The 23,184-nt window shown below is 68.8% G+C and carries 23 protein-coding genes and 2 pseudogenes; 6 read left to right on the top strand and 19 right to left on the bottom strand.

Features of this window, described 5'->3' with window-relative positions; genetic code table 11:
• Positions 1-15: 15 nt before the first annotated feature.
• The 4 genes from ABGB08_RS37420 to ABGB08_RS37435 are packed head-to-tail and all read right to left on the bottom strand — an operon-like array spanning position 16 to position 2,319.
• Positions 16-423, bottom strand: a complete 408-nt coding sequence (locus ABGB08_RS37420; protein WP_347600689.1) for a hypothetical protein — start codon at positions 421-423, stop codon at positions 16-18.
• Positions 420-857: an SRPBCC domain-containing protein gene (locus ABGB08_RS37425; RefSeq protein WP_347600691.1), complete on the bottom strand. Its 438-nt coding sequence runs from the start codon at positions 855-857 to the stop codon at positions 420-422. The genes ABGB08_RS37420 and ABGB08_RS37425 overlap by 4 nt, the downstream gene beginning before the upstream one ends.
• Before the next feature lie 45 nt (positions 858-902).
• Positions 903-1,466 (bottom strand): TetR/AcrR family transcriptional regulator, encoded by a 564-nt coding sequence (locus tag ABGB08_RS37430; RefSeq protein ID WP_347600693.1) that lies wholly within the window; start codon positions 1,464-1,466, stop codon positions 903-905.
• 19 nt (positions 1,467-1,485) lie between these two features.
• Positions 1,486-2,319 carry an alpha/beta hydrolase gene (locus tag ABGB08_RS37435; RefSeq protein WP_347600695.1) on the bottom strand — a complete coding sequence of 278 codons (834 nt, stop codon included), beginning with the start codon at positions 2,317-2,319 and terminating at the stop codon, positions 1,486-1,488.
• 190 nt (positions 2,320-2,509) lie between these two features.
• On the opposite strand from ABGB08_RS37435, the gene ABGB08_RS37440 reads away from it, so the two are divergent.
• Positions 2,510-2,968: a hypothetical protein gene (locus ABGB08_RS37440; RefSeq protein WP_347600697.1), complete on the top strand. Its 459-nt coding sequence runs from the start codon at positions 2,510-2,512 to the stop codon at positions 2,966-2,968.
• 252 nt (positions 2,969-3,220) lie between these two features.
• On the opposite strand, the gene ABGB08_RS37445 is transcribed toward ABGB08_RS37440, so the two are convergent.
• Together ABGB08_RS37445 and ABGB08_RS37450 are read right to left on the bottom strand one after the other, a co-directional pair.
• A complete protein-coding gene (locus ABGB08_RS37445; RefSeq protein ID WP_347600699.1) occupies positions 3,221-4,057 on the bottom strand; it encodes a YwqG family protein in 837 nt (278 codons plus the stop codon).
• Positions 4,035-4,589 (bottom strand): annotated as a pseudogene (locus tag ABGB08_RS37450) (sulfatase-like hydrolase/transferase); the annotation flags it as partial. The pseudogene ABGB08_RS37450 and the gene ABGB08_RS37445, both read right to left, overlap by 23 nt.
• A gap of 193 nt (positions 4,590-4,782) precedes the next feature.
• On the opposite strand from ABGB08_RS37450, the gene ABGB08_RS37455 reads away from it, so the two are divergent.
• Positions 4,783-5,580, top strand: a complete 798-nt coding sequence (locus ABGB08_RS37455) for an IclR family transcriptional regulator (RefSeq protein ID WP_347600701.1) — start codon at positions 4,783-4,785, stop codon at positions 5,578-5,580.
• Here the strand turns inward: ABGB08_RS37455 and ABGB08_RS37460 are convergent.
• Positions 5,549-6,895, bottom strand: a complete 1,347-nt coding sequence (locus ABGB08_RS37460; protein WP_347600703.1) for a HAMP domain-containing sensor histidine kinase — start codon at positions 6,893-6,895, stop codon at positions 5,549-5,551. The two genes, ABGB08_RS37455 and ABGB08_RS37460, sit on opposite strands and share 32 nt — an antisense overlap.
• 291 nt (positions 6,896-7,186) lie before the next feature.
• Here ABGB08_RS37460 and ABGB08_RS37465 point away from each other — a divergent pair, with 291 nt between their 5' ends.
• Positions 7,187-7,411 (top strand): nuclear transport factor 2 family protein, encoded by a 225-nt coding sequence (locus tag ABGB08_RS37465; RefSeq protein ID WP_347600779.1) that lies wholly within the window; start codon positions 7,187-7,189, stop codon positions 7,409-7,411.
• A gap of 123 nt (positions 7,412-7,534) precedes the next feature.
• Here the strand turns inward: ABGB08_RS37465 and ABGB08_RS37470 are convergent, their stop codons facing one another.
• The 4 genes from ABGB08_RS37470 to ABGB08_RS37485 all read right to left on the bottom strand — a co-directional run bounded on the left by ABGB08_RS37470 (position 7,535) and on the right by ABGB08_RS37485 (position 12,112).
• Positions 7,535-9,685, bottom strand: a complete 2,151-nt coding sequence (locus ABGB08_RS37470) for an MMPL family transporter (RefSeq protein WP_347600705.1) — start codon at positions 9,683-9,685, stop codon at positions 7,535-7,537.
• A gap of 21 nt (positions 9,686-9,706) precedes the next feature.
• Positions 9,707-10,243, bottom strand: a complete 537-nt coding sequence (locus tag ABGB08_RS37475) for a helix-turn-helix domain-containing protein (protein ID WP_347600707.1) — start codon at positions 10,241-10,243, stop codon at positions 9,707-9,709.
• 135 nt (positions 10,244-10,378) lie between these two features.
• The gene (locus ABGB08_RS37480) at positions 10,379-11,428 is read right to left on the bottom strand and encodes a Gfo/Idh/MocA family oxidoreductase (protein ID WP_347600709.1); all 1,050 of its coding nucleotides are present in this window, start codon (positions 11,426-11,428) and stop codon (positions 10,379-10,381) included.
• Positions 11,429-11,467: 39 nt separating this feature from the next.
• The gene (locus tag ABGB08_RS37485; RefSeq protein WP_347600711.1) at positions 11,468-12,112 is read right to left on the bottom strand and encodes a TetR/AcrR family transcriptional regulator C-terminal domain-containing protein; all 645 of its coding nucleotides are present in this window, start codon (positions 12,110-12,112) and stop codon (positions 11,468-11,470) included.
• 76 nt (positions 12,113-12,188) lie between these two features.
• On the opposite strand from ABGB08_RS37485, the gene ABGB08_RS37490 reads away from it, so the two are divergent.
• Positions 12,189-13,055 carry an alpha/beta fold hydrolase gene (locus ABGB08_RS37490; protein WP_347600713.1) on the top strand — a complete coding sequence of 289 codons (867 nt, stop codon included), beginning with the start codon at positions 12,189-12,191 and terminating at the stop codon, positions 13,053-13,055.
• A gap of 109 nt (positions 13,056-13,164) precedes the next feature.
• On the opposite strand, the gene ABGB08_RS37495 is transcribed toward ABGB08_RS37490, so the two are convergent.
• The 4 genes from ABGB08_RS37495 to ABGB08_RS37510 all read right to left on the bottom strand — a co-directional run bounded on the left by ABGB08_RS37495 (position 13,165) and on the right by ABGB08_RS37510 (position 16,127).
• On the bottom strand, positions 13,165-14,565 hold the full coding sequence (locus tag ABGB08_RS37495; protein WP_347600715.1) for a glycosyl hydrolase: 1,401 nt from the start codon (positions 14,563-14,565) through the stop codon (positions 13,165-13,167).
• Complete coding sequence (locus ABGB08_RS37500; RefSeq protein WP_347600717.1) at positions 14,565-14,885, bottom strand: hypothetical protein; 321 nt, start codon at positions 14,883-14,885, stop codon at positions 14,565-14,567. Before ABGB08_RS37500 ends, ABGB08_RS37495 begins: the two co-directional genes overlap by 1 nt.
• A gap of 74 nt (positions 14,886-14,959) precedes the next feature.
• The gene (locus tag ABGB08_RS37505) at positions 14,960-15,634 is read right to left on the bottom strand and encodes an extracellular solute-binding protein (protein ID WP_347600781.1); all 675 of its coding nucleotides are present in this window, start codon (positions 15,632-15,634) and stop codon (positions 14,960-14,962) included.
• A gap of 1 nt (position 15,635) precedes the next feature.
• Positions 15,636-16,127, bottom strand: a complete 492-nt coding sequence (locus ABGB08_RS37510; protein ID WP_347600719.1) for a family 1 glycosylhydrolase — start codon at positions 16,125-16,127, stop codon at positions 15,636-15,638.
• Positions 16,128-16,448: 321 nt separating this feature from the next.
• Here ABGB08_RS37510 and ABGB08_RS37515 point away from each other — a divergent pair, with 321 nt between their 5' ends.
• Together ABGB08_RS37515 and ABGB08_RS37520 are read left to right on the top strand one after the other, a co-directional pair.
• Entirely contained in the window at positions 16,449-17,477 is a 1,029-nt protein-coding gene (locus tag ABGB08_RS37515) for a LacI family DNA-binding transcriptional regulator (protein WP_347600783.1), read from the top strand.
• 394 nt (positions 17,478-17,871) lie between these two features.
• Positions 17,872-18,129: pseudogene (locus ABGB08_RS37520) on the top strand (RICIN domain-containing protein); the annotation flags it as partial.
• On the opposite strand, the gene ABGB08_RS37525 reads toward ABGB08_RS37520, so the two are convergent.
• From ABGB08_RS37525 to ABGB08_RS37540, 4 genes are read right to left on the bottom strand one after another with little or no spacing between them, the layout of a single operon-like run.
• Complete coding sequence (locus tag ABGB08_RS37525; RefSeq protein ID WP_347600721.1) at positions 18,097-19,923, bottom strand: glycosyl hydrolase; 1,827 nt, start codon at positions 19,921-19,923, stop codon at positions 18,097-18,099. The pseudogene ABGB08_RS37520 and the gene ABGB08_RS37525 sit on opposite strands and share 33 nt — an antisense overlap.
• Before the next feature lie 21 nt (positions 19,924-19,944).
• Entirely contained in the window at positions 19,945-21,450 is a 1,506-nt protein-coding gene (locus tag ABGB08_RS37530; RefSeq protein ID WP_347600723.1) for a glucoamylase family protein, read from the bottom strand.
• Between the two features lie 12 nt (positions 21,451-21,462).
• Entirely contained in the window at positions 21,463-22,272 is an 810-nt protein-coding gene (locus ABGB08_RS37535; RefSeq protein WP_347600725.1) for a carbohydrate ABC transporter permease, read from the bottom strand.
• Positions 22,269-23,177, bottom strand: a complete 909-nt coding sequence (locus ABGB08_RS37540; protein WP_347600726.1) for a sugar ABC transporter permease — start codon at positions 23,175-23,177, stop codon at positions 22,269-22,271. The genes ABGB08_RS37535 and ABGB08_RS37540 overlap by 4 nt, the downstream gene beginning before the upstream one ends.
• Between the last annotated feature and the right edge of the window lie 7 nt (positions 23,178-23,184).

Genomic DNA, 23,184 nt, shown 5'->3' on the forward strand with positions numbered 1-23,184 from the left:
GTCTGTGGCCCCATGTCACCGGTCGCGAGCTGGGGCGCTGGACGGGCTGTTGGACTCGGGTGTGTAACCGCAGCGTTGTGGGCTGCATTCGGTCTTGTGGTCGCGCCTCCACAGATAGGTGTCGCGTTCGGTGGCCCGGGCGAGGTGGACCAGCCGCCGTTGCTGCCATCTTGGGAGGGTGGAGGGGAGTGCGGTGAAGGTTGCAGGCAGTACGGCGACCATGCCGGTGACCTGCTCACCGTCAAACATCTGCAGCAGCGCCGTGCACTGCCACCAGCGGATATTTCCGCTCGGGTCCGGCCAGTAGTAGTCGGCCGGGTCGGGCACCAGGTAGTCGGTGCTGTCAGGGGCCAAGTGGGCCCGGAGCCAAGGGCCGCCCTTGTCGAGGCCCAGCCGGAGCCGGGCGGCCTCGGGTGTCGTCACGTGTTCGGGGGCTCGGTGCGACCTTCCACCCGCTGTTCGAGGCCTTTGTTGAACGCGGCGTACCCGTCGTTCTTGGGCGTCCTGAGTAAGGGAGCGATCACGGTGACCAAGAGGCCGGAGAATTCCTCACGGTTGGTCAAGCGCGTGGTGCCGTCGGGGTTGGGAGAAAGGATGAAGGAGTGCTGGCCATGGAACAGCTGCTTGACGCCGAGTGTGCCGACCCATTGCAATTCCCGGCCAGGGTCCGCGACGGTAACGGTGGGCCTGAAGCTCATGCCCGGCATGCGCACGGTGAGCCTGCTTCCCACCTGGGCGCTTCCCTCGGCTGAGGAGAAGTTGCTCCACTCACCGTAGGCGGCGAAGTCGGTGAGGACATCCCACACCTCTTGCGGGGTGGCTTCGATGTCGATGACGGAGGTGAGGATGGGCTTCATGGTGGTGTTTCCCCTTCTGACTACGGAGGGTTCGGCCCGGGTGGCCTACGGGTGATCGGCGGGGCCGGGGTCTGATGTGGAGCGCAGGCCGTGGTCGACGAAGTCGATGAGCCACTCGAAGCTTTCGTCGATGTCGGCCGACCACTGGAATCCGCCGGCGGCCTGCAAGGTGGCGAAGCCGTGGAAGATGCTGCGCAGCGCGCGCAGCGCGTGGGGGATCTCTTGCGGGGGGATGTCGTATCCGCGCAGTACCGCCTCGAAGGGGCCGAGTCCCCGCCTCTCGGCGACCGTGATCGGGTCGTCTGGACCGGTCGGGATGATGCCGATGGTGGCCGCGTAACGGCCGGGGTGGGCGAGGACGAACTGACGTAGCGCACCGGCCGCGGCGGTCAGGGCGTCACGTCCGGCGCGGCCCTGGGTGGCTGCGCCGATCGCGTCGGCGGCCTCGGCGAGGGTGAGCGCCACGATCTGCCGGTTGAGCTCGGCCTGGCTGGCGATGTGCTTGTACAGCGACGGGGTGCGCACCCCGACCCGCTCGGCCACCTGGCCCATGGTCAGGTCGGCGAAGCCGATCTCGTCGGCGAGCGCGGCGCCGGCTGCGACGATCATGGCCGCGTTCAATCCAGCCCTAGGCACGGACGCCGCCCAGGAAGCGGAGGATCGCGGCGAGGGTCTGCTGAGGGTATTGGACATGCGGGTAGTGACCAGCGCCGTCGATCATCTCCAGCCGCCCCAAGCCGGCCGGCAGGTCGGCGACGATCGCCTCGCCCTCGGCTCGCGGTGAGGCCCAGTCGGGATCGAGACTGCCCTGCACGATGAGAGTGGGGCAGGTGACGTTGCCCAGCTGTTCACCGGCGTCGACGGGCGAGATCTTGCCCATCGCCTGCAGGACCTTCATCCGGCCCGGCTCCTGCAGCATCGCGGTGATCTGCTTCAGGCGCACATCCCAGTCGGCCGGCTTGGCGCCGGGATAGGCGACATCCAGGTACTTGGCCCACTGCCGGGTGCTGCCCAAGATGGTGGTGCCCATGAGATAGGTCGCCCCGCGGCGATAGGCGGCCACCCGCATGTCACCGAGCCGAATCTGCTGCTTCCGCGTGAAGGGCGCGAGCTCGACCAGCGCGGTGACCAGTTCCGACGCCTTGGCCGCCGCGATCGTGACCGCACCGCCGGAGATGGAGTGCCCGACGAGCACCGCCGGCCCACCGAGGTGTCGCACCAGAGCGATCAGGTCACCGGCGATAGCGGTCCGGGTGTAGGAGGCCCACCCGACACTGGACTCACCGTGGCCGCGCAGGTCAACTGCGGCGACCCGATATCCGGCCTCGACCAGGGCGGGGGCGAGGAACCGGTAGGCCTCGCGGCTGTCACCCATGCCGTGGGCGAGTACAACCAGCGGGCCGGTGAGGCCGGTCACCTCATAAGCGATGGTCCCACCGTCGACGTTCAGGAACTCGGTCATGACTACCTCCAGGGGGTCTCGTCAGCGCCTCGCTAACGACGTTAGCTAAAAGCTACCAGCATTAGCTGACGAGTCAACCCCAGACACATGTCGCATGGCACCAGTTGGCGAGCCGACCGCGCCCTGAATCTCGTGCGGACGCCGCCGGTCTGCTCTTCGCCCGCCTGTTCGGCGCCTACGCCTTCCTGGAGTGGGACCGCTCCCGCCTGGTCCGCCGCCTATACGAGCAGGGGGAGGCGTCCTCCGATCCGGTCGTCCGCGTGTACGGCCGCCAGGCTGGGGCCTGCATCACTGGGACATCGGCAACATCGGCGAGGCGTACCGGTGCTTCAAGGAGAGCGACCTCTCCCTTCTCGAAGGGGTCGTCTCCCCGCACAGCGAGACCCCGATCAGGCGTGCCGTCTCAGGGGAGTGGCCTGGCTGGCTGGCCGTGGCGACGGCACTCCACGGCGACCTCCGGACGGCGCAGGGCGTGATCGACGGGTGGAACGGCCCCGACGACCCGTACGCGGTCACGGCCTGGGCCTACTACACGACGATCATCGCCTCGATGGCCGGTGACGCGGACTGGGTGCTGCGCGCGATCCAGCAGTGGACGGTCGTGGGCACCGGGCGCTCCGCCGCCGAGCAGGAGCTCTACATCCGGTGACTTCGCGTTGGATGCGAAATGACCACGGCCAAGCCGCAGCCACACTGCCCCCATCGACGGCTACGTTCGGTGAAGCTGGCAGCCCTCGCCAGATCGAATACGCGATGGTTGATAACGCGAGGTCACCAGTGCCAGTGAACCAGCACCGTCCCCCCGTAGAGGCCGCGTTCTGATGGGTCTTGGGCGACGTCGAGAAGACCCAGGTCCCCTCCAGGCGTAGGAGGCGGCTGGGAATTCATCAGCGCGACTCGGTCAGTGGCCCTGGATGTGGACATAAACCTTGGAGAAGTCGCGTGCGGCCAGGTGGTCCTTGCGGATGCCCCAGATCAAGTACGCGCCGTCACCCCAGATCATCCGGGCCCTGGTCTCCTCAGCCACTTGTAGCAGTGTTACCCACTGGCGCGCCTCTTCCTGGAAGGCCGGATCGCCGTACCAGCCGGTGCCGGCGTCATGCGCCGCCGCGGCCTCTACCGGGGTATGGAGGGCGTCGGAGTACCCGCCCACCTGGTGAGGCGGCCCGCTATCCCATGCACCTTCGTACATCAGGAGCTCCTCGGCGAAGGTCTCGCCGGCGTCTTCGTCCAGCACACGGTCCCACACCGCCTCCTCCGCTTCGTCGAGGCTTCCGAAGAGGTCTACCAGAGCGGGATGGTTCCGAGCCGGCCAGCTCGGCTCGGTGGACGCGGCGAGCGGCAATTCGGCGTACACCTCGGCGCGGTCGGGTGCGGGTAGCTCGGCGACCGTGGTCCCCGGCGGCACGTGGATCACCTGGGATTGGGAAACCTCGGCCGAGACGAAGAACAGCAGCGTGCCGGTGTCCGGCAGCGCGATGTCCACCTCGTAGCCTGACAGCTTCCCGCAGTCGAGTTCGGCCACGAACGACATCGGCCAACCGCCTGCGCGAAGCGGCCACGCCATACCGGTCGGCAGCTTTGCGGCGCCCCCGAGCCGCCCGACCACGATCTCCCCGTCCTCAGCGGCCGACAGCCCGATGGCGGGTCGTAACAGCCCAATCAGCCGCTCCGCGGTTTCGGTGGGTAACTCCGCTCGCACGAACTCGGCGAAGTCAGTGCTCCAGTCCTCCGTCATGCCGCCCATCCTGCTCCACGGGTACGACGATTCGTCGTACCGCCAGCGGTGACCGGCAGCAGGCGCTGGCGCCCGGCGGCCCGTTTCGTCGCCAGCGCCTGGAGTTGGTACGCCCCTTGTCGGGGAGTTGCTGGGCAAGATCGCGGGCTTGCGTCCAATCAGCGCCGGTGTTGTAGAGCTCCCAGACGTCCTCGTCGAAGGGCCGCGTCGCCTGTGCCCCAGGTTCCCATTGGTTGGTCTCGCCGCCCACGAAGCCGTAGAACTTCTCGAACCCGTCGCCGAACGGCCACCGGTCGAACGGCCCTGACGGGCTGGTCTCCCAGACGGGCGTCTGGTGCATCTTGCCGAACGCCGCGGTGCTATAGCCGTTGTACTTCAGGATGCGCGCGATGGTCGCCACGCTGTTGGGACGGATGCCGGTGTAGCCCGGCGACGCGGTGGCCAGCTCAGTGATGGCGCCCATCCCGGCCGAGTGATGATTGCGACCGGTCAACAGCGCCTGCCTTGTCGGCGAGCACAATGCCGTGGTGTGGAAGCGCGTGTACTTCTTGTATCACTCAGCGATATTGTGAATTTATATAGTGATACTTGTTGTAGAGAAGGTGCAGGAGGTGCTGCCGGCGGCGTCAACGAGCCGGTCACAGCACGGGATAGATCAGAAGTTTGGACCAAATCAAGCGGATTCGTGGCGAGCGAATCCACGAACTGAGGATGAGGACGCAGGGGTGACAAGCGCGAAGTCCGGAGCGGATAGTGCTCGCCGGGCGTTGGAGATGCTGTTCTCCTTCACTGAGCAAACCCCGACGGCATCTGCCCGCGAACTGGCCGAACGGCTCGCGATCCCGGTGCCGTCGGTGCATCGTTACGTCGCAATGTTGCGTGACATGGGACTGATCGAGGAAGGTCATCGCGGTCGGTACCACCTCACCATGCGGGTGACCGCCCTCGGCCGGGCGGCACGGCAGGCCACGCCGATCATCGAACTCGCCGAACCGTACATGCGGTGGCTCGCCGAGCACACCGGTGAAGCCGTCGTGCTCGGGCGCATGGTCGGTGGCTACCCGGTGTGCGTCCACCTGGTCGAAACTCCGACTCGGTTCCGATTGTCGGCCGAGCCGGGGCAACGCCTGCCTCTGCTGCGGGGTGCCAGCGTCCGTCTTCTGCTTGGCGCGATGACGCCGGCGGAGCGGGAACGCTACGTCGATGCGGCGCTCGAGTCGGGCGCGCAACCTCCCGTGCACGGGCGTGCGAAGTTCTTGCGTGAGATGGAACGTGACATCGAGCGCGGCTGGTCGACCAGCAACGAGGAAATAGACGAGGGTGTGTGGGCCGCATCGGCCGCGGTCTTCGAAGAAGGCAAGGTGGTCGCCACGTTGGGGGTTCCCTGCCTTGCCTTTCGCATGGACGACGAACGCCGGGAGCTCGTCATCGACCTCGTGCGTAAGGCGGCGGCGGACCTCTCTCACGCCCTGGACCCCGGCTACGCGGCTGTTAATCCGCAGGCTTTGGGAGACAGGCGATGAAGCAGAGGGGCAGACGCACGACGAAACGGGCACCCGCAGGGCTGTCTTCGATGCGCAGGGTGCCGCCCTTGGCCTCGGCGATCTGACGGGCGATCGCCAACCCCAGACCGGTGCCTGTGCTGCCTGCGGGGTCGAGCCGGGCGAACCGCTGGAACACCAGCTCTCGCTTGTCGGGATCGATACCGGGGCCGTCGTCGGTCACCTCCAGCACCGCCATGCCGCGCGGGAACCGGGCGCGGTCGCCGTCGTCGGCTACGTCGCGCCGCACGCTGACCGTGACCGTGCTGTGTGCGTGACGGTCGGCGTTGTCGAGGAGGTTGGTGAACATCCGGCACAGGCGTACCGGGTCGCCCAGCACGACCACGCCGAATTCGAAGTGGCAGACGAGCCGGTGAGTCATCTGGTGGTGGGCCCGGCATTCGCCCCTCACCAGGTGCGCCAGATCCACCGGTTTACGGACGAGTCGCGTGCCCTGATCCATGCGGGCGATGAGCAGTAGATCGGCGATGATCGCCTCCAGCCGGTCCAGGCTGGGCAGGATCGCGCCGCCTACGGCGGGCACGCTGGTCTCCTGAGGTGCGAGCAGGGCGTCCTCCATCTCGGCCCGGATACCGGCGATCGGGCTTTTCAGGTCGTGAGCGGCGTCGGAGGCGAGACGTCGCTGTTCGTCCATCGCCCCCTGAAGCCGGGTCAACGTGTGGTTGATGCTCTGAGCCAGGTCATGGATCTCATTGCTGCACGGCATCAGCGGCACCCGGCGGCCGGGGCAGGAGGCGTTGATCGCATCCAGCTCTGTGCGGATGGCCGACACCGGCCGCAGGGACGCGGTGACGATCCGGTTACCCAGCACCGTGGCCATCGCGATCACCATGATCGCGCAGCCGCCGATCGTGGCGGCCACCTCGGGCGCCACCCACGCGGCAAGCGCGGGTGCGGAGGTATAGACGATCCAGTCACCTTGGTGCCGGTGCGCCTGCTGGGCGACCACCAGGTGGCAGCGGCCCTCCTCGAAGACACCGCCGCACACCACCCCTTCCTTGGTGCCCGCGCCGTTCAGGGTGAGCCTCGCCATGGCAGGCTTGCCCTGAAGCTCTGCGGTGGTGTCGATAACGTGCCCGCGCTGGTCAGTGATTTGAATACTCTCAACCGGTTCCATCTGCCGCAGCAAACCCAGGATGTCCGCCCTGCCCGCCTCGACCAGAATCGCCGCACGCTGGGCCGTCAAGTGGAGATGCGTGAGGCGCTCATGGGTGGCGAAGCGATGGGCGGCGACCATGAGCACGAGGGCCAGCACCGCTGACAGCACAGCGGCCACGATTCCGGTGAACAGGGTGATACGGGCAACCAGTGAATGTCGGTGCTTGATGCTCGGTTTCCTTTCTGCGGGACAGGAGCCCGCGTGTCGGTCTTGGCATTGGCAGTTTCCCAACGCGTCATCGCGCCGCCCCTCCCAAAGAATCTATTATCACTGTGTGATATCTGATAAATCACTTGACGAGAGTCAGGCTAGCTTGGGGTAGCGAAGCGGTCAAACGCGCTCCAATCCATTCGCGCAGGTCAGAAGATCAGGCTCTGACGCTCCACTCACTTGGAGATGGCCGTGTCAATGTATTGGGACCTCGAACACCGGCTGGCCGACGCCGTCAACGCGCACGCCCTGCCGGAGGTGTTCAGCCGCTACAGCCCGGACGCCGTCTACGTGTCGCCGTCGGGCATCGCACAGGGACACGACGAGATCGGCTGGGTCTACCAGCAACTCTTCCGGGCGTTCCCGGACTTCCACATGGCGGCGTGGTTCGAGGTGGGCGACTGCGACAACCCGCTCGGTTGATCAAACAGGTCAACGCCCTGCCGCGCCCCAGATGCGGTCAAAGGTGCGCGTTAACAGAGACCAGGCCAGTGGGGCAGCCCTCGGTGCGGGGTGCCTCACTGGCCTGGATCAGCCCTCGATCCGTTAGCCGATGCGCTCCGGCACGAGTGGGCTCGACGCGGCGAGGTGGCGGCTGAGCCGCTCGCCCTCGACGTCGAGGTCGGGCAGCACCCGGTCCAGGACCTTCGGCAACCACCAGGCCGCTCTGCCGAGCATCGCCATCACGGCCGGGACCAGCGTCATGCGCACCACGAACGCGTCGATCAGCACGCCGAGCGCCAGGGCGAAGCCCATCGATTTGATGATCGGGTCGTCCATGAAGACGAAACCGCCGAACACCGAGGTCATGATGAGCGCGGCGGCGGTGACCACCCGGGCGTTGTGCCCCATGCCGTTGATCGTGGCCTGCCGGGCGGTGTCGCCGTGCACGAAGTCCTCGCGCATGCGCGAGACGAGGAACACCTCGTAGTCCATGGCCAGGCCGAACAGGATGCCGATGAGCAGGATCGGCAGGAAGCTGACCAGCGGCCCCGGCACCTCGACGCCGAACAACCCGGCCAGGTGGCCCTGCTGGAAGATCGCCACGGTGATGCCGAACGTCGACCCGATGGTCAGCAGGAAGCCGAGCGCCGCCTTCAGCGGCACCAGGATCGACCGGAAGACCAGCATCAGCAGCAAGACCGACAGCCCGACGACGAGCAGCAGGTAGACGGGCATCGCCTCGGCCAGCTTGTCCGACACGTCGATGCCGACGGCGGTCGCGCCGGTGACGGAGATCTCCGCGCCCGCGATGGTGGCGACCTTGTCCCGGATGGCGTGCACCGCGTCCTCGGTCGAGGCGGCGGTCGGCCCCTCCTTGGGGATGATCGCCAGCAGGGCGGTCGTGCCGGTCGCGTTGGGCTGCGGCGGCGCGACCGCCAGCACGCCCGGCACCTGCTGGATCAGCCCGGCCGCCTGCCCGGCGGCGGCGTTCACGGCGGCGGCGTCCTTGGCCGAGACGACGGCGATCAGCCGCGCGTTGAAGCCCTCGCCGAAACCCTCGCTGGTGAGGTCGTAGGCGGCGCGCCCCGGAGTGCCGGGCGCGGCCGTGCCCGCGTCGGGCAGCGCCAGCCGCAGATCCTGTACGGGCAGCGCGAGCACCCCGAGGCCGACGATGCCGACCAGCAGGATCGGCACCCGCAGACGGCTGACCAGCCGCCCCCACGTGTAACCGAAGCCCTCCCTGGCGACGGCCTGCCCGTCGCGCTGCTTGCGTGGCAGGACACGCGGCCCGGCGTACGCGAGGATCGCCGGCAGCAGCGTCACCGCCACGAGCACCGCGACGGCGACGGTCCCGGCGGCGGCCAGGCCCATGACGGTCAGGAACGGGATGCCGGCGACGAACAACCCGGCCAGCGCGATCACCACGGTCGCCCCGGCGAACACCACGGCGGACCCGGCGGTGCCGGTGGCCCGCCCGGCGGCTTCCTCCCGCTCCAATCCGTCGGCCAGGAACTGGCGGTAGCGCGAGGTGATGAACAACGAGTAGTCGATGCCCACGGCCAGGCCCAGCATCAGCGCGAGCACCGGGGTCACCGAGGTCAGCTCGACGACGCCGCTGAGCGCGTACAGGCCGGCCATGCCGACCCCGACGCCGACCAGCGCGTTGAGCAACGTCATCCCGGCCGCGACCAGCGACCCGAAGGTGACGATCAGCACGATCGCGGCGATCAGCACGCCGATCGCCTCGGACCCGCCGACCTCCGGCGCGGCCCGCAGCACCTCACCGCCGTGCTCCACCTGGATGCCGGTGGCGGCGGCCCCGGCCTTCAGGTACGCCTCGCGCTGCGCGTCGGTGATGTCGTCGACGTTGTCCTTGAACTGGACCTGGACCAGCGCGTACCGGCCGTCGGGGGAGAGGGCGCGGGCCCGGAAGGGGTCGATCGCGGCCACCACGCCGGGTACCGCGGCGGCTTCCCGCACCACCGGCGCGACAACCGCCGGGTCCAGCTTCCCGCCTTCGGGGGCGGCGATCACGATGGTGCCGACGGCACCGCTGGCCTGCGGGAACTCCCGCTCGAGCGAGTCGAGGGCACGCTGGGACTCGGTGCCCGGCATGGAGAACTTGTCACTGGACGGGCCGAGGAACAGGACGGCGGCCACGCCTACGAGCGCGAGCAGTAACAACCAGACGGCGGCGACTCGCCCCCGGTTGCGGAAGGAGAACCGGCCGAGCCGGTACAGCAGGGTCGCCATGAGTAGGGTCTCTCCCAGTGATCAGTCGGTTGGGCGGCCGAGGGTGCGCAGCGCGCCACGGGTCAGTTCCACACGCAAGACCTCGTCGGAGACGTCGACGCCACGAGCGCAGGTCAGGAAGATGCCGACCAGGGCCATCCAGCCCGCCACCCGGCACTCCTGCCCGGGGGCACGGCCGACCAGGGCGTCCACCAGGCTCTCGGTGGCGCTGTCGACGTCGGGCAGTTCGGGGTGGCAGAGCAGGTCGTCGACGTCCACGAGCAGGATTTTGACCTGGCGGCGGAAACGCAGCGCGAGTTCCACCAGCCCGGCGACGGCCTCCCGCGCGGCCTGCTCCCCGTCGAGTGGGGCGAGTTTCCCCTGGATGGCCTCCAGGTCCCGCCCGACCGGCGCGAACAGCTCGCTCAAGATCGCGTCTTTGCTGGTGAAGTGGTAGAGCAGCGAGGCCTTGGAGCAGCCCACGTCCGACGCGATGTCCTGGAGGGACGTGCCCCGGAAGCCGTGGGCGGCGAACAGGCGGGCCGCCGACTCCAGGATCTCCGCGCGCATCGAGGTCATGGGCCCAACGTAACTGACCGATCGGACAGACTCTGTCCGATCGGTCAGAAGGTAAGCGAAATCACACCAACCGCTGCACGGCCTCCCGCCGCGTCAGCCGTCGTGGTCAGGGGAGCTTGGCCTCGGCGGAGCAGGTCACAGCCGCACCTCACCGCCGGTCTCGACCGCTTTGACGGTGCCCTCGATCAGGCGAAGCGCTGCCAGACCGTCACCGGCGTCGGGAACGGGCAGGCCGTCCGCACGGATGCTTCGGGCGAAGGCTTCGATCTGACGCTCGTACGCGTCACCGTCGGTGCGTACCGGAGCGATCACCTCACCGTCGGCGTACGCGTGCACGGCCGAGGCCTGCCGGTGGAACGGGAAAGGAATGTCGGCTCGAAGCCAGCCGGTCGCCCCGAACACCTCAACGCCCTCGGCGGGCAGACCAGGAACGTCAACCGTGATCGACACGGTGCCGATCGCGCCGGTCGCCGTCGTCATGAGGATCTGCCACGCCTGGTCGCGGCCGTCCGCACGATGCCTGGCCACCACGGAGGCCACCTCACCGAGGAGGAACCGGACGGTGTCGAAGATATGGGCACCGTGCGTGGCCAGCAGGTAACGACCGCGGTCGGCCTTGAAGCCGGCTTCGTGCTGACCAGCCGCGGCGTCGGCGTAGACGTGCGGGAACAGGGTGGCCTCGATACCCGGGCGCAGGTCGCCGATTCGATACCAGGCGTTGAACGTGCGGGCTTCACCCAGCCGCTCCGCGAGGAATCGTCGCGCGAACTGCAGACCCTGGTCGTGCCGCTTCATCGCGCCGACCTGAAGCTTCAGCCCCGTTCGCGCCACGAGTTCGACCAGAGCCTCCGCCTCCCGTACGGAGGAGGCGAGCGGCTTCTCGACCAGGACGTGCTTGCCGGCCTTCAGGGCGTCGGCCGCGAGCGCGTAGTGGAACCGGTCAGGCGCCGCCACGATCACCGCCTCCACCGAGTCATCGCCCCAGATGTCCGCCGGATCCGTACCGGCCATGGCCAGGTCGTAGCGCCGCGCCACACCCCGCGCCACCTCGGCACTGGGATCGCAGACGCTCACCAACTCCACTCCGTCGGCCTTCTCCAAAGCCGGCAAATGCGCCACCTGCGCAATCCGACCACACCCGATAAGCGCCATACGCACGGGTTCGCTCATCAGCCCGCCAATCATCGGTCAGCTCGATTATCGACCCCGGCGGCAGGACGGGTTCTATTGGCCGGTGGGAGACGGGCGGGAGGCGTCCAGTGCGGCGGTGATGCCGTCGATGATCAGGCGCAGGCCGTGGGTGAAGGCGCGGTCGCTGGTGGGGGTGCCGATGGCCGTGACCGCGGCCATCGTGGTGGGGGCCTCCGCGGCCAGGGTGGCGAGGTGCTCGGGGGTGACCTCGGACTGGCGGGCCAGGGATGCCTGCTCCTGCAGCACGAAGCCGGTGGTGTAGAAGCTCAGCGTGCTGATCGCGTCGAGGCCCTGTGCCGGGGTGAAGCCGTAGCCGGTCAGGAGCTTCAGTTCGGCCTCGAACTTGCGGCCGACGGTCATGCCCGGGTGGGAGCCGGCGACCAGGCGGGCGCCGTCGCGGTGGGACAGCAGCATCCGGCGGTACTGGTGGGCGCGGCGGGTGAGCCACTCCTGCCAGGACTCGTCGGTTCGCGGGCCGCCCATGTCCGGCTCCAGCAGTTGCCGGCACATCTCGTCGAGCAACTCCTGCTTGCTGCGGAAGTGCCAGTACAGCGCGGGTGACTTCACCCCCAGCTCGGTGGCCAGGCGACGCACCGTCAGCCCGTCCAGCCCGACCTCGTCGAGGAGGTCCAGGGCGGCGCGGGCCACCGTGTCCCGCGCAAGCCCTTTCTGGTTCATGACTTGACACCTTAGCAGTTGTAAGGCACCTTAGCGTTGCTAAGGGCTTAGCATTGCTAAGGGAGGAGGGGCTGTCATGGGAAGTACCGCAGCCACCACCGGAGCCGTGACTTCGGCGGACGGCACGACGATCGGGTTCCACCAGTTCGGCCGTGGTCGCGGTGTGGTCCTCCTCAGTGGCGGCTACCTTGCCGCTCAGCACTACACGGAGCTGGCGGAGGCGCTCGCGGACACCTTCACCGTGTACGTGCCCGACCGGCGGGGACGCGGCCTGAGCGGTCCCCCCGGCGAGCAGTACTGCATGGCCAGGGAGTGTGAGGACATCCACGCGTTGCTGACCGGCACGGGGGCGCACGCCGTGTGGGGGCACAGTTCCGGCGGGTTGATCGCGCTGCAGGCGGCGCTGACGCTCCCGGCGATCCAGAAGGTCGCGGTGTTCGAGCCGGCGGTCTCCATGTACGGCACCTTCGACCTTTCGTGGATCCCGAGGTTCGAGCGTGAGATGGACCAGGGCAGGCTGGCCGCCGCGTTGGCGACCTTCACCAAGGGGGTGGGGGCCAGCCGGGGGACCGACGTCATGCCCCGCTGGCTGCTGGTGCCGATGCTCGACGCTTACCTGCGGATGGAGCGGAGGCGTTCCCGGCCCGCGGGCGAGGCCACCGTGGAGTCGCTCGTCCCGCTCCAGCGGCTGGACGTGCGGCTGTTCCGGGAGACGGCATCAAGCGAGGGCTTCGCCGGGCTGCACGCGGATGTGTTGCTGATGGACGGCGAGAAGACCCCGCCCCCCGTGCGCCGTGCCCTGGACGCGCTGCAGCGGACGCTGCCGGACGCCCGGCGCGTCACGTTGCGCGGCGTGGGACACGAGGCGCCGGTCAATCGCCGTGGTGCTGCGGAGCGCGTCGCCGCGGAGCTGCGAGCGTTCTTCGGCGACCGGCCTGCATGAGCCGCGGAACACGCAGCCGCCGGCGTCTCCTCATCCGGGTTCGCAGCACGAAAAGCCCAGGTCATCATGGTGATGACCTGGGCTTCGGTTGGGCAATGGTCCCGGCCGGTCAGGCGGGCAGGGTCCACCTCTGCCAGGCGTTGCTGTTGGCGTCCCAGATCTGCAGGCGGGTGCCGTTGGCGGTGCTGCCGCCGGGAACGTCCAGGACGCGGCCCGACTGCGGGTTGCGCAGCTGGCCGGTGCCGAGGCTCTGCCACTGCTGGGCGCCGGATCCGTTGCAATCCCAGATCTGGATCGGGGTACCGTTCGCGGTGCCCTGGCCGGTCACGTCCAGACACTTGCCAAGCGCCCGGATCGTACCGTCCGTACCAACCGTCCAGCGCTGCGCGGCTGTACCGTTACAGTCATAGAGATCAACGGCCGTGCCGTTCGCGGTGCCCGCCCCCGCCACGTCGACGCATTTACCGCCCACACCGGTGATCGGGCCCGTACGCACCGGCTGCGGGCCCATCGTCAGGTTGACTTCGCCCTGGTTGAGCGTACGCGGGTGGAAGTAGCCGGCCTGGATCTCGGCGTTGGTGTTGCTGCCGGTCAGCTGCTCGGACCAGACCATGAAGTAGGTCCAGCGCGGCTGGCTGTCCAGCAGGGACGCGTTGGGCACCTTGCCCATCTCCGCGATCGCGATGGGCTTGCCTGCGGCGATGTTCTGAATCTGCTGGTAGTCGCTGGCGGAGGGGTAACCCTTGTACCAGACGTCCAGGCTGACGACGTCGACGTACGACGAGCCCGGATAGTAGCTCGCCCAGCCGCCGGCCGGATTGTCCTGCACGTTCCACACCCAGATCAGATTGCTCAGGCCCTTGCCGACGAGGTAATCGCGGGTGATCTGATAAAGCCGGGCGCCGCCGGAGGGACCGGGACGGTTGCCCCACCAGTTCCACGACTCGTTCATCTCGTGCAGCGGGCGGAACAACACGGGCACCCCCGCGTCCTTGAGCTGCTGCAGGTAGGGGACGACCTCGTCAAGGCGCCGCTTCCACGTGGTGTTGAGCGCGGTGCCGTCCTGGATGATCTGGCTGAACTGGGTCGCCGAGATGCTCGTCTTGACGCCGCCGTCGAACTCGCAGGTGCTCGGCCCGGTCGGGGTGCACATGTGCCAGGTCAGGGCGACCAGTGAGCCGTTGGCCCACTCCTGTTTGGCCTGGTCGACCACGCGCTGGCGGTTGGCGGCGTCCACGGCGCGGAACATCAGGTCGCCGCCCCACAGGCCGGGCCACTGGCCGGTGACGTTGTAGACCTGCTGGGTGTACTGACCGGGCGTGCTGGCAGGTTCCTTGTTGTGCTGGCCGCTGACGATGTTGCGGCCGGTGATGGAGGCCAGGTAGTTCAGTACGTCCTGCTTGGACGCCGCCGGGAAGGCCCGCGCCGGAGCGGTGAGCGTGGCCGCCGCCATGAGGGCGGCTAAGCAGACGGTAAGGGCGCGGCGGATTCGGGGTTGGGACTGGTGCATTACTCGTTCTCCTTCTCTGGAGTGGGTGACGGGACTAAGGCCATGTCCGCAGCGCGCCTTCGAGTGTCGGCTGTGCCGCGTTGACGCTGAACATTGCCGGCGCCCACGAAGTTCCGCGTCGGGCTCAGGCCGTCCCAGTCCGTCAGGCTGTAGACGAACATGCTCACGGCCGGGACGTGCGTGAAGGCCACCAGCAGCACCAGCGGGACCGCCAGGTAGACCCATGGCGTCCACCACCGCCTCTGGTCAGGGCGTCGCCGCTGCTCCGCCTCCGTCCGTGGGCGTACGGGGCGGGGGCGCGCCACATGAGATGCCGACATGCGCTCCTTCTTTCCTTGCGATTCCCGGGGCGGCGCTCGGGCGTTTCGGTGCCGTCGCGTCGCCCCGGAGCAGGTCAGCCGCCGATGGTGGCCTGGGCCTCGGACCACTTCTTGTTGAGGTCGGCGAAGATGCCGGGCAGGTCGCCCTCGGCCGCGCCGCGGGCGACGTCGACCACGCGCTGGCGGTAGTCGGGCGCGCCCAGACCCACCTCTGACGCCTTGTCGATGTCCAGGACCGTCGTGTTCTTCGCCCAGCTCAGGCTGACGAACTTGACGCCCGCGTCCTGGAAGGGCTGCAGGCTGCTAGGCAGCGGAGCCCCCTTGACCGACGAGATCGACAGTGCCTTCTGCGCGTCACCGGACTTGGTGATGAACCACTCGATCCACGCCCGCGCCGCCGGTTTGTTCTCGCTGTGCACATTGATCGCGTACTGGTAGTCGGGGCGGACGGCGGTGCAGAAATGGCCGTCGACCTGCGCCGGGAACGGCATGAAGCCGATGTCGTCGGGGTTGCCGCCCGCCTTCGTGGCCGCGTCCCGCATCTGCACGACCGCCCACGAGCCGAGCCACATCGTGGCGATCTTGCCGGTGGCGATCAGGTTCTTGGAGTTCTCCCAGTTCGTCGTGTTCGGGTCGGCCTCCGACAGGCCGTTCTTGACGATGTCGAACAGGAGGGTGTCGATGACGTTGAGCTCCTGCCCGGCGGCCCACGGCTCCTTCGTCGTGGCGAGCGCGTCGTTGGCGGCCAGGTCACAACTCGCCGAACCGACCGCGGTGCAGGCGGACCAGCAGGTCGGTCAGCCCCGGGGGCGTGACCGGCCAGCCGAGCGCGGTCGTCGGCCCGGTCCGGACGGCCGCGCCGTCGGCCCGTACGGTCTCGGTGAAGTAGTAGTTCACGCCGAGCACGTCCAGCGGTGTGGCGATGGCGGTCAGGTCGCCCGGTTCCACTGGCAGCGTGATGCCCTCGTCGGCCAGGTCGGCCAGGTCGGCGAGGGTGTCGGACGGGTAGTGGCCGCGCAGCGGCGGGTCCAGGTACATGCGGATGCCGAAGCCGTCGGCGCGGCGGGCGGTCTCGACGTCGGCCTCGGTCCGCGGGATCGCCGGGGTCAGGTTGAGGGTGATGCCGAAACGCTGGTCGCCGTCGGCGCTACGCATGCGGTCGACGGCTGTGCCGTGGGCGAGCAGCAGGTGGTGGACGGCGTGCATGGCGGCGGTGCGGTCACGGCGTCCGGGGGCGTGCATGCCGAGGTCGCCACTCCCCAGCGGAAGTGCGCGGGAAAGGTCGTCATGGGGTCGTGAGGCATGGGCTTCCCTTCGTGCGGTCGCAGGCGCGCCGGCTCACCATAAGTTCGATATTTCGGTCTGTCCATAGATCGTTACAGTGCACTTGCTCGGGAACGGCTGGGCCTCTTGGCCGGGCTGTTCGGGTCTGAGAGTCGGCCGGAGCGTACGCCAGGGATGGGCATCTACTCGCACCTTGCAGTCGGCGAGCGGGTACATTGACCTCGATCGGGGCCGAACGCGACCCTGCTCTGGTGTCAGAAGGCGGTCGTTGTGACGGAGATGGGTGCGGCCCGCAGGGATCGCAGGGCGACGATCAAGGATGTTGCCGCGCTGGCCGGGGTGTCGCCATCGGCGGTGACGATCGCGTTGCACGATCGGCCCGGCGTGTCGGCGGCCACCAAGGAGCGCATCCTGAAAGCGGCCCGCGACCTGGGCTGGCGTCCGAATCTGGCCGCCGCCGCGCTGTCCGGGCACGCGGTGCACACGGTCGGTCTCGCCATCGCGCGGCCGGCCCGGCTGCTCGGGCTCGAGCCGTTCTACATGGAGTTCATCTCCGGGATCGAGAGCGTGCTCGGCAAGCGCGGGTGCTCGTTGCTGCTGCGGGTGATCGAGGCTGACGAGGAGATCGAAGTGCACCGCGAGTGGTGGCAGGGTGGACGGGTCAACGGCAGCATCCTGGTCGACCTGAAAGTCGATGATCCTCGCATTCCGGCGCTCGCCGAGATCGGATTGCCGGCGGTCGCCGTCGGGCACCCGTCACTGGCCGGACCGTTCACCTGCGTCTGGACCGACGATGACGCCGCGATCCGGGAGGCCGTGCGCTACCTGGCCGCGCTGGGCCATCGCCGCATCGGACGCGTCTCCGGCCTGGCCGAACTCGGTCACTCGGTGATCCGGACCGCGGCGTTCGAGGAAGTCGTGAGCGAACTGGGCATCGAAGGCCAGACCGAGGTCGCCGACTTCTCCGCCGGACAGGGCAGCAGGGCAGTCCGCCGGCTGCTGCTCGAGCCCAGACGCCCCACCGCGATCATCTTCGACAACGACCTCATGGCGGTCGCCGCGCTGAACGTCGTGGACGAGTTCGGCCTGTCGGTTCCCGCGGACCTGTCCTTGCTGGCCTGGGACGACTCACAGTTGTGCCAGCTCACGCGCCCGGCGCTGTCGGCGATGAGCCACGACATCCACGCGTTCGGCGCCGAGGTCACCAACGCCCTGTTCGACGTGATGAACGGCGTCGAACACGAGTCCCACGCCAGGCAACCACCCAGCCTGGTCCCGCGCCGTTCGACGGCACCACCTCGCGCCTGAAAACGTCGCGGCGGACCCGTCGCCTTCACCTGCGTGAACACCGGATCTCACCCTCCGTGCGCGACGCTCACGAGCCCGTCCATCTTCAGTTAGGACTCTTGACAGTGGCGCGGGTCCCTTCTAGCGTCCCGACGCAAGGATGAACTAAAACGCTACAGTTACTCGGCGGTATCCGTCCTCCACCGAAGGGACACCGGCCCATGTCCAGACGCTTTCCCGTCCGAATTCCTGAGGGCCTTATCGGCCATCGTCCTGGCCGCCACGGCGGCGCTCGGCGGTGCCTCTCCGGCCGTGGCGGCGCCTCCGGCTCCTCCGGGAGTGACGCGTACTGACGTGATCAACTACTTCGCGAGCCTGACCGGCCGCAACTGGCTGTCCGGTCAGCGCGAACGGCACCCCGATCCAGATCTGGGATTGCAACGGATCCGGCGCCCAGCAGTGGCAGAGCCTCGGCACCGGCCAGCTCCGCAACCCGCAGTCGGGCCGCGTCCTGGACGTTCCCGGCGGCAGCACCGCCAGCGGCACCCGCCTGCAGATCTGGGATGCCAACAGCAACGCCTGGCCGGCCGGGACCATCAGGCGGGCGGCTCCGGTCCTCCCAGCGGGCCGGGCGCCTGCGTCAGCGGGTCAGCGAGCGGTGCTCGGCGCGTAGCTCCAGGTAGGAGACGCCGGGCATCGGGAGGGGGAAGGTGAGGGTCACCGTTTCCCCTTCGACGGTTTGTGGCGGGGTGAACTCGTCGAGTGTGTTGGCCTCGTGGAGGGCCGCCCACTGGTGGGTGTCCGGCCATGGTGTGCCGTTCGGCCAGGCGGACTGGATGTTGGAGTGTGTCAGGTCGATCCGGTGGTGGGTGAAGGTGTAGGAGTTTTCGGGCAGGTTGGTCAGGGTCAGCGTGACATCCCGGGTGAGGGCGGGGTCGCCGCCCGCCTGGGACTGGTTGAGGGTGCCGTTCCAGATCAGGAGTCCGATGGTGCCGTCGGCGGCGAGCGCGGGCCAGATCTCGACGCCGCCCAGGTCGCCGGTGAGGGTGTGCGCGAGTTCGTGCTCGCCCAGCCGGTTGGCCAGGGACAGCGCGAAGTAGCGGGGTTTGCGTAGGTTGCCGACCGTGAGCAGGCCGAAGCCGCCGTGGAAGAGGGCGGGCGGGCGGCCGAGTTCCTCGAAGTGGTCAGAGGCCACCCAGTGGGCCAGCGCGGCCAGCCGCCCTGCCGCCGATCGCATGCCGTGCAGCAGGAAGGTCGCGCCGAAGGGGCCGTCGCCGATGCCGTGGAAGTGGGTGGGGGTGGGGCCCCACTCGGTCCACCAGATGGGAGTGCCCGCCCTGCCGTGCCGGGCCAGCGCGGGCCGCCAGTCCAGCGGCGCGTTGCCGTAGGTGTGGGTGGAGAGGAAGTCGAGGGCCGCGCCCGAGCGGTGCACGTGGTCGAGGAGTTCCTGGACCCAGCCGTCGGCGGCCGAGGACGGGCCGCCGACGCGGAGCTCCGGGTGGACGTCCTTCACGGCGGCGGCGGAGACGTCGTACAGGCGGAAGAACTCCTCCGGAGTGCCGCTCCAGAAGACCTCCAGGTTGGGTTCGTTCCATACCTCGAACGCCCAGTTGTCGATGAGCTCCTGCAGGCCGTACCGGTCGGCGAGGTGGCGGACGAGGGCGCGGACCAGGTCGCCCCAGCGGTCGTAGTCCTTCGGCGGGGAGATGATCGCCTGGTAGCCGAAGACGGTTTTATCCGGATCGGCGGCCAGGTCGCGGGGCATGAAGGAGAGCTCGACGATCGGCCGCAGCCCGATGGCCATGATGCGGTCGTAGACCTCGTCCACCTTGCGGAAGTCGTGCACGGGTTCGCCGTCGACCTCCCGGTAGACGCCGAGATCGTCGCAGAGGATGGCGTGCGCGCGGACCGTGCGCACGCCTAGCTCCTCCCGCATGACGCGCAGCGCCGTGAACAGCTCCGCGCCGATCGGCCGCCCGCCGACCGTCTCGTCCGACAGCAGGTGGGACAGGTGCTCCGACCCGATCATGTACGCCCAGGGGCGCCCGACCGGGCCGATCACCCGCGACGCGTCCACCTCCACCGACACCTCCCCGGTGCCCGCCCCCGATGAGACGGACACCGGGGAGCTGAACGGCCCGGCCGCGTCCACCGTCGCGACCGCCGCCACCCGGTACCAGGCGGCGGCCGCGAAGGTGTCCACGAACCGGGTCCCCGGCACGGCCGGCACATCCACGTCCGGCTGCTCGACGGACCGGTACGGCCCCGCCGCCTCGGACGCCCGCTCGACCAGGTAGCCGATCGCCCCCGGCACCGGATCCCAGCTCACCGTGACGTGCCCGCGCCCCGACCTGGCCCGCACCCCCGAGGGGGCGGCGAGGTCCGGCAACGCGGGCCCCGCCACCTCCCCGGACGGCCGGTAGATGCGGTTCAGCCAGTCGCGTCGTGCGGACTCGGCCGTGCTCATATTTCTCCCCGATCTAGGTGACTAGTTGGACACGTTCCAGGATTCCTCGGCGAGCAGCGGCGCCAGGACGGCCTTGACCTTCGGCGTGGCGAAGTACCCGCGCAGCGCGTCCCGGCTCAGCGCGTTGCCGAGGGCAATCATGATCATCCCCTGGTCGAGCGCCAGGTACTGCTTGGCCACCTGCCCGCTGCGCACCGCGACCGCGTCGTAGAAGCCGCCGGGTCCGTACGCGTCGAAGTCGGCTTTGATCTTGGCGAGGTTGTCCAGCGCCTGCGCGGGCGCGTAGCGCAGGGCCAGGAAGGAGGCGTGCGGGGTGACCACGCCGTCGCCGTAGGAGGCGGGTTCCGGTTTGCCGGGGCGGCAGTCGCCGAAGCCGTAGTCGACGGAGGTGCGTTCCTGGTCGGAGGTGTAGCCGTCGGTGTCCATGCCGATGGCGTCCACGCCGTACTCGCGGTAGCCGCCGGCCGGGTTGTTGCTGGGGGAGAAGCCCCAGTAGCCGTATTTGGCGTCGTCGAGGCCGTGGGCGCGCTGGGCGGCCACGTAGATCGGGTGGTTGCGGCCCCAGCTGCGGGCGCCCCAGGTGTCCTCGGGGACGAGTTGCGGGACCATGAGCGCCTCGAACATGCTGCCGCCCCAGGTGGGGACCAGGCGCAGGCCGCGGTAGCCGTACGTGCCCTCGAAGACGTTCACGCCCTGGTGGGTCTCCCAGACCCCGACCGGTTTCTGCTCCGGCCACGACCAGTCACACGTATCCGGGAATGTCCGCCACATGCCGAAATAGTGGTTCTTGGGGAGCTGGCCGAGGGCGATGCCGACGTAGGAGGTGATCCGGGTCTCGGTGAGCGCGCCGTAGTGGTGGCAGGTGGAGTAGACCGTGGTGCCGGAGCCGTTGTAGTCGCTCGCCACCGAGCAGCCCGACGGCTGGGCGGGCCAGAAGCCGCCGCGCAGCAGGCCGGTGTCCGGCTGGGCGGCCGGGTCGTAGTAAGAGCGGAAGTCCATGCCAGTGACCAGCGCGTTCGCCCGCGCGGCGACCTCGGGCACGGCCGTGCGGAGCATCATCAGCGCCGCCGCGAGCCAGCCGTTGTCGACGCTGGAGGCGAACGGCTCGACCACCGAGCCGCTCTCCGGCCAGGTGCGGACCAGGGCGAGGGTGTTTGGGTCGTACCAGTTGTAGAACTGGCCGGTGGGCGCGTGCCGCTCCAGCCGTTCGACCGCGCGGATCACCCGGGTCACCCGGGTGAGCGCCTCGGACCTGCGGATCAGCCCGATGTCGCGGGCGGCGACCGTGCTCCACAGGTAGGTGGCGATGTTGGTGGGGGAGGTGACCTTGGCCCGGGTCGCGGGGGAGAGGGTGCCCTCGATCTTGTCGGCGGGGATGCCGGTGGCGGGATCCACCATCGCGGTCATCGAGCGCCAGGTGTCCCGTGCGTACCCTTCGAGGGTTCTCTTCTCGGAGGAGGCGGCGGCGGGCGCGGCAGGGAGCAGGACTAGGCAGGCCGCGAGAGCGGCCGATAAGCGAGTTCGCATGGATACTTCCCGTTATTTCAGACCGGTGAATGTGGTGCCCTGCACGAAGTAGCGCTGCAGGAAGAGGAAGATCACGAGGATGGGGAGGACCACCACTACGGCGCCCGCGATGACCAGGCCGTACTGGGTGGCCTGGGCGTTGTTGAAGATCGCCAGGGCGACCGGCAGGGTGTACATGTCCTCGCTCTGTGCCACCACGGCCGGCCAGATGAACGCGTTCCACGAGGTGAAGAAGGTGATCAGGCCGAGCGTGGCGAGCGCGGGCTTGCAGAGGGGCAGGACGATCTGGAAGAAGATCCGGAACTCCCGGGCGCCGTCCACCCGGGCGGCGTGCACGAGTTCGTCCGGGATGTCGGCGATGAACTGCCGCATCAGGAAGATCCCGAGCGGCGTCACGACGGTCGGCAGGATGATCCCCAGGAACGTGTTGACCAGCCCGAACCTGGCGATCAGCACGAACTGCGGGATCATCACCACGATCGCCGGAACCATCATCTGCACCAGCACCAGGCCGAACAGCACGTTCCTGCCCCGGAACGGCAACTTGGCGAAGGCGTACCCGACCATCGAGCAGAAGAGCAGGTTGCCCGCCACGGCCGCCAGCGCGACCACGGTGCTGTTGAGGAACGCCTGATCCATCTGGGTACGCTCGAAGAGCCCCGCGTAGTTGCCGAACGTCCACTGGTCGGGCAGGAACGTCGGCGGGTCGCGGCGGATCTCGCTCTCCGGCTTGACCGAGGCGAGCAGCGTCCACCCGAACGGGAAGGCGACCAGCACCAGGCCGACGGCCAGGCCCGCGTAGGTCCACACCCGGCGCGTCATCGCGACCTCCCCAGCCGGAACTGGAGGAACGCCAGCGCCGCGATCACGGTGAACAACACGGTGGCCGCCGCTCCCGCATAACCGAAATTTCCGGACCCGAACTGGTTGTAGATGGCCAGCGACGCCGACGTGGTCGCCCCCGCGGGGCCGCCCCGGGTCATCACCAGCGGCTCCTCCATGAACTGGGTGAACCCGATCGAGCTGTACACCGTGCAGAACAGCAACGCCGGTCGCAGCATCGGCACGGTGACCCACCGGAACCGCTCCCAGCGCCCCGCGCCGTCCACCTCTGCGGCCTCGTACAGCTCCTTCGGAATGCCCTGCAGGGCGGCCAGCAGGATGACCATGTCGAACCCGAAACTCCGCCAGGCGGTCATCACGATGATCACCGGCAGCGCCAGCGACTCGTCGGCCAGCCACGAGGGCCCGTCCACGCCGACCGCCGCCAGCAGCTGGTTGACCGGCCCCGCGTCGGGATCGAGCAGGAACCGCCAGGCCACCGCGATGCCGATGATGCTGGTGATGTAGGGCAGGTAGTACCCCAGCCGGAAGAACACCGCGGGCAGCCGCGCGATCCCGGAGTTCAGCGCCACCGCCGCCGCCAGGCCGAGACCCAGCGTCAGCGGCAGCGCGGTGACCACGAACACCAGCGTGTTGACCGCCGCCTTGCGCATCAGCTCGTCGTCGAACAGCCGCAGGTAGTTCCGCAGGCCGACCAGGTCCACGCCCAGCGGATCCCGCACGTCGGTGCTGCGCATGTCGGTGAAGCTCATCCCGAGCCCCACCAGCAGCGGCCCCGCCCAGAACACCGCGAAGACCACCACGAACGGCGCCACGAACAACCAGGCGATCCCGGTACGGCGAAGCGGGCGCGGCGTGGCCACCCCTACTGTTCGAGCCGCCACGGTGGCC

Origin of the sequence: Acrocarpospora sp. B8E8 (assembly GCF_039871605.1) — a bacterium.
In the GTDB taxonomy this organism is placed as follows: Bacteria; Actinomycetota; Actinomycetes; order Streptosporangiales; family Streptosporangiaceae; genus Acrocarpospora; species Acrocarpospora macrocephala.

Bases quoted from the DNA above. Each gene is read 5' to 3' on its own strand.
- ABGB08_RS37425 (WP_347600691.1), bottom strand. From the start codon at position 857: ATGAAGCCCATCCTCACCTCCGTCATCGACATCGAAGCCACCCCGCAA.
- ABGB08_RS37430 (WP_347600693.1), bottom strand. From the start codon at position 1,466: ATGATCGTCGCAGCCGGCGCCGCGCTCGCCGACGAGATCGGCTTCGCC.
- ABGB08_RS37435 (WP_347600695.1), bottom strand. From the start codon at position 2,319: ATGACCGAGTTCCTGAACGTCGACGGTGGGACCATCGCTTATGAGGTG.
- ABGB08_RS37445 (WP_347600699.1), bottom strand. From the start codon at position 4,057: ATGACGGAGGACTGGAGCACTGACTTCGCCGAGTTCGTGCGAGCGGAG.
- ABGB08_RS37465 (WP_347600779.1), top strand. From the start codon at position 7,187: ATGTATTGGGACCTCGAACACCGGCTGGCCGACGCCGTCAACGCGCAC.
- ABGB08_RS37470 (WP_347600705.1), bottom strand. From the start codon at position 9,685: ATGGCGACCCTGCTGTACCGGCTCGGCCGGTTCTCCTTCCGCAACCGG.
- ABGB08_RS37475 (WP_347600707.1), bottom strand. From the start codon at position 10,243: ATGACCTCGATGCGCGCGGAGATCCTGGAGTCGGCGGCCCGCCTGTTC.
- ABGB08_RS37480 (WP_347600709.1), bottom strand. From the start codon at position 11,428: ATGATTGGCGGGCTGATGAGCGAACCCGTGCGTATGGCGCTTATCGGG.
- ABGB08_RS37485 (WP_347600711.1), bottom strand. From the start codon at position 12,112: ATGAACCAGAAAGGGCTTGCGCGGGACACGGTGGCCCGCGCCGCCCTG.
- ABGB08_RS37490 (WP_347600713.1), top strand. From the start codon at position 12,189: ATGGGAAGTACCGCAGCCACCACCGGAGCCGTGACTTCGGCGGACGGC.
- ABGB08_RS37495 (WP_347600715.1), bottom strand. From the start codon at position 14,565: ATGCACCAGTCCCAACCCCGAATCCGCCGCGCCCTTACCGTCTGCTTA.
- ABGB08_RS37500 (WP_347600717.1), bottom strand. From the start codon at position 14,885: ATGTCGGCATCTCATGTGGCGCGCCCCCGCCCCGTACGCCCACGGACG.
- ABGB08_RS37510 (WP_347600719.1), bottom strand. From the start codon at position 16,127: ATGCACGCCCCCGGACGCCGTGACCGCACCGCCGCCATGCACGCCGTC.
- ABGB08_RS37515 (WP_347600783.1), top strand. From the start codon at position 16,449: ATGGGTGCGGCCCGCAGGGATCGCAGGGCGACGATCAAGGATGTTGCC.
- ABGB08_RS37525 (WP_347600721.1), bottom strand. From the start codon at position 19,923: ATGAGCACGGCCGAGTCCGCACGACGCGACTGGCTGAACCGCATCTAC.
- ABGB08_RS37530 (WP_347600723.1), bottom strand. From the start codon at position 21,450: ATGCGAACTCGCTTATCGGCCGCTCTCGCGGCCTGCCTAGTCCTGCTC.
- ABGB08_RS37535 (WP_347600725.1), bottom strand. From the start codon at position 22,272: ATGACGCGCCGGGTGTGGACCTACGCGGGCCTGGCCGTCGGCCTGGTG.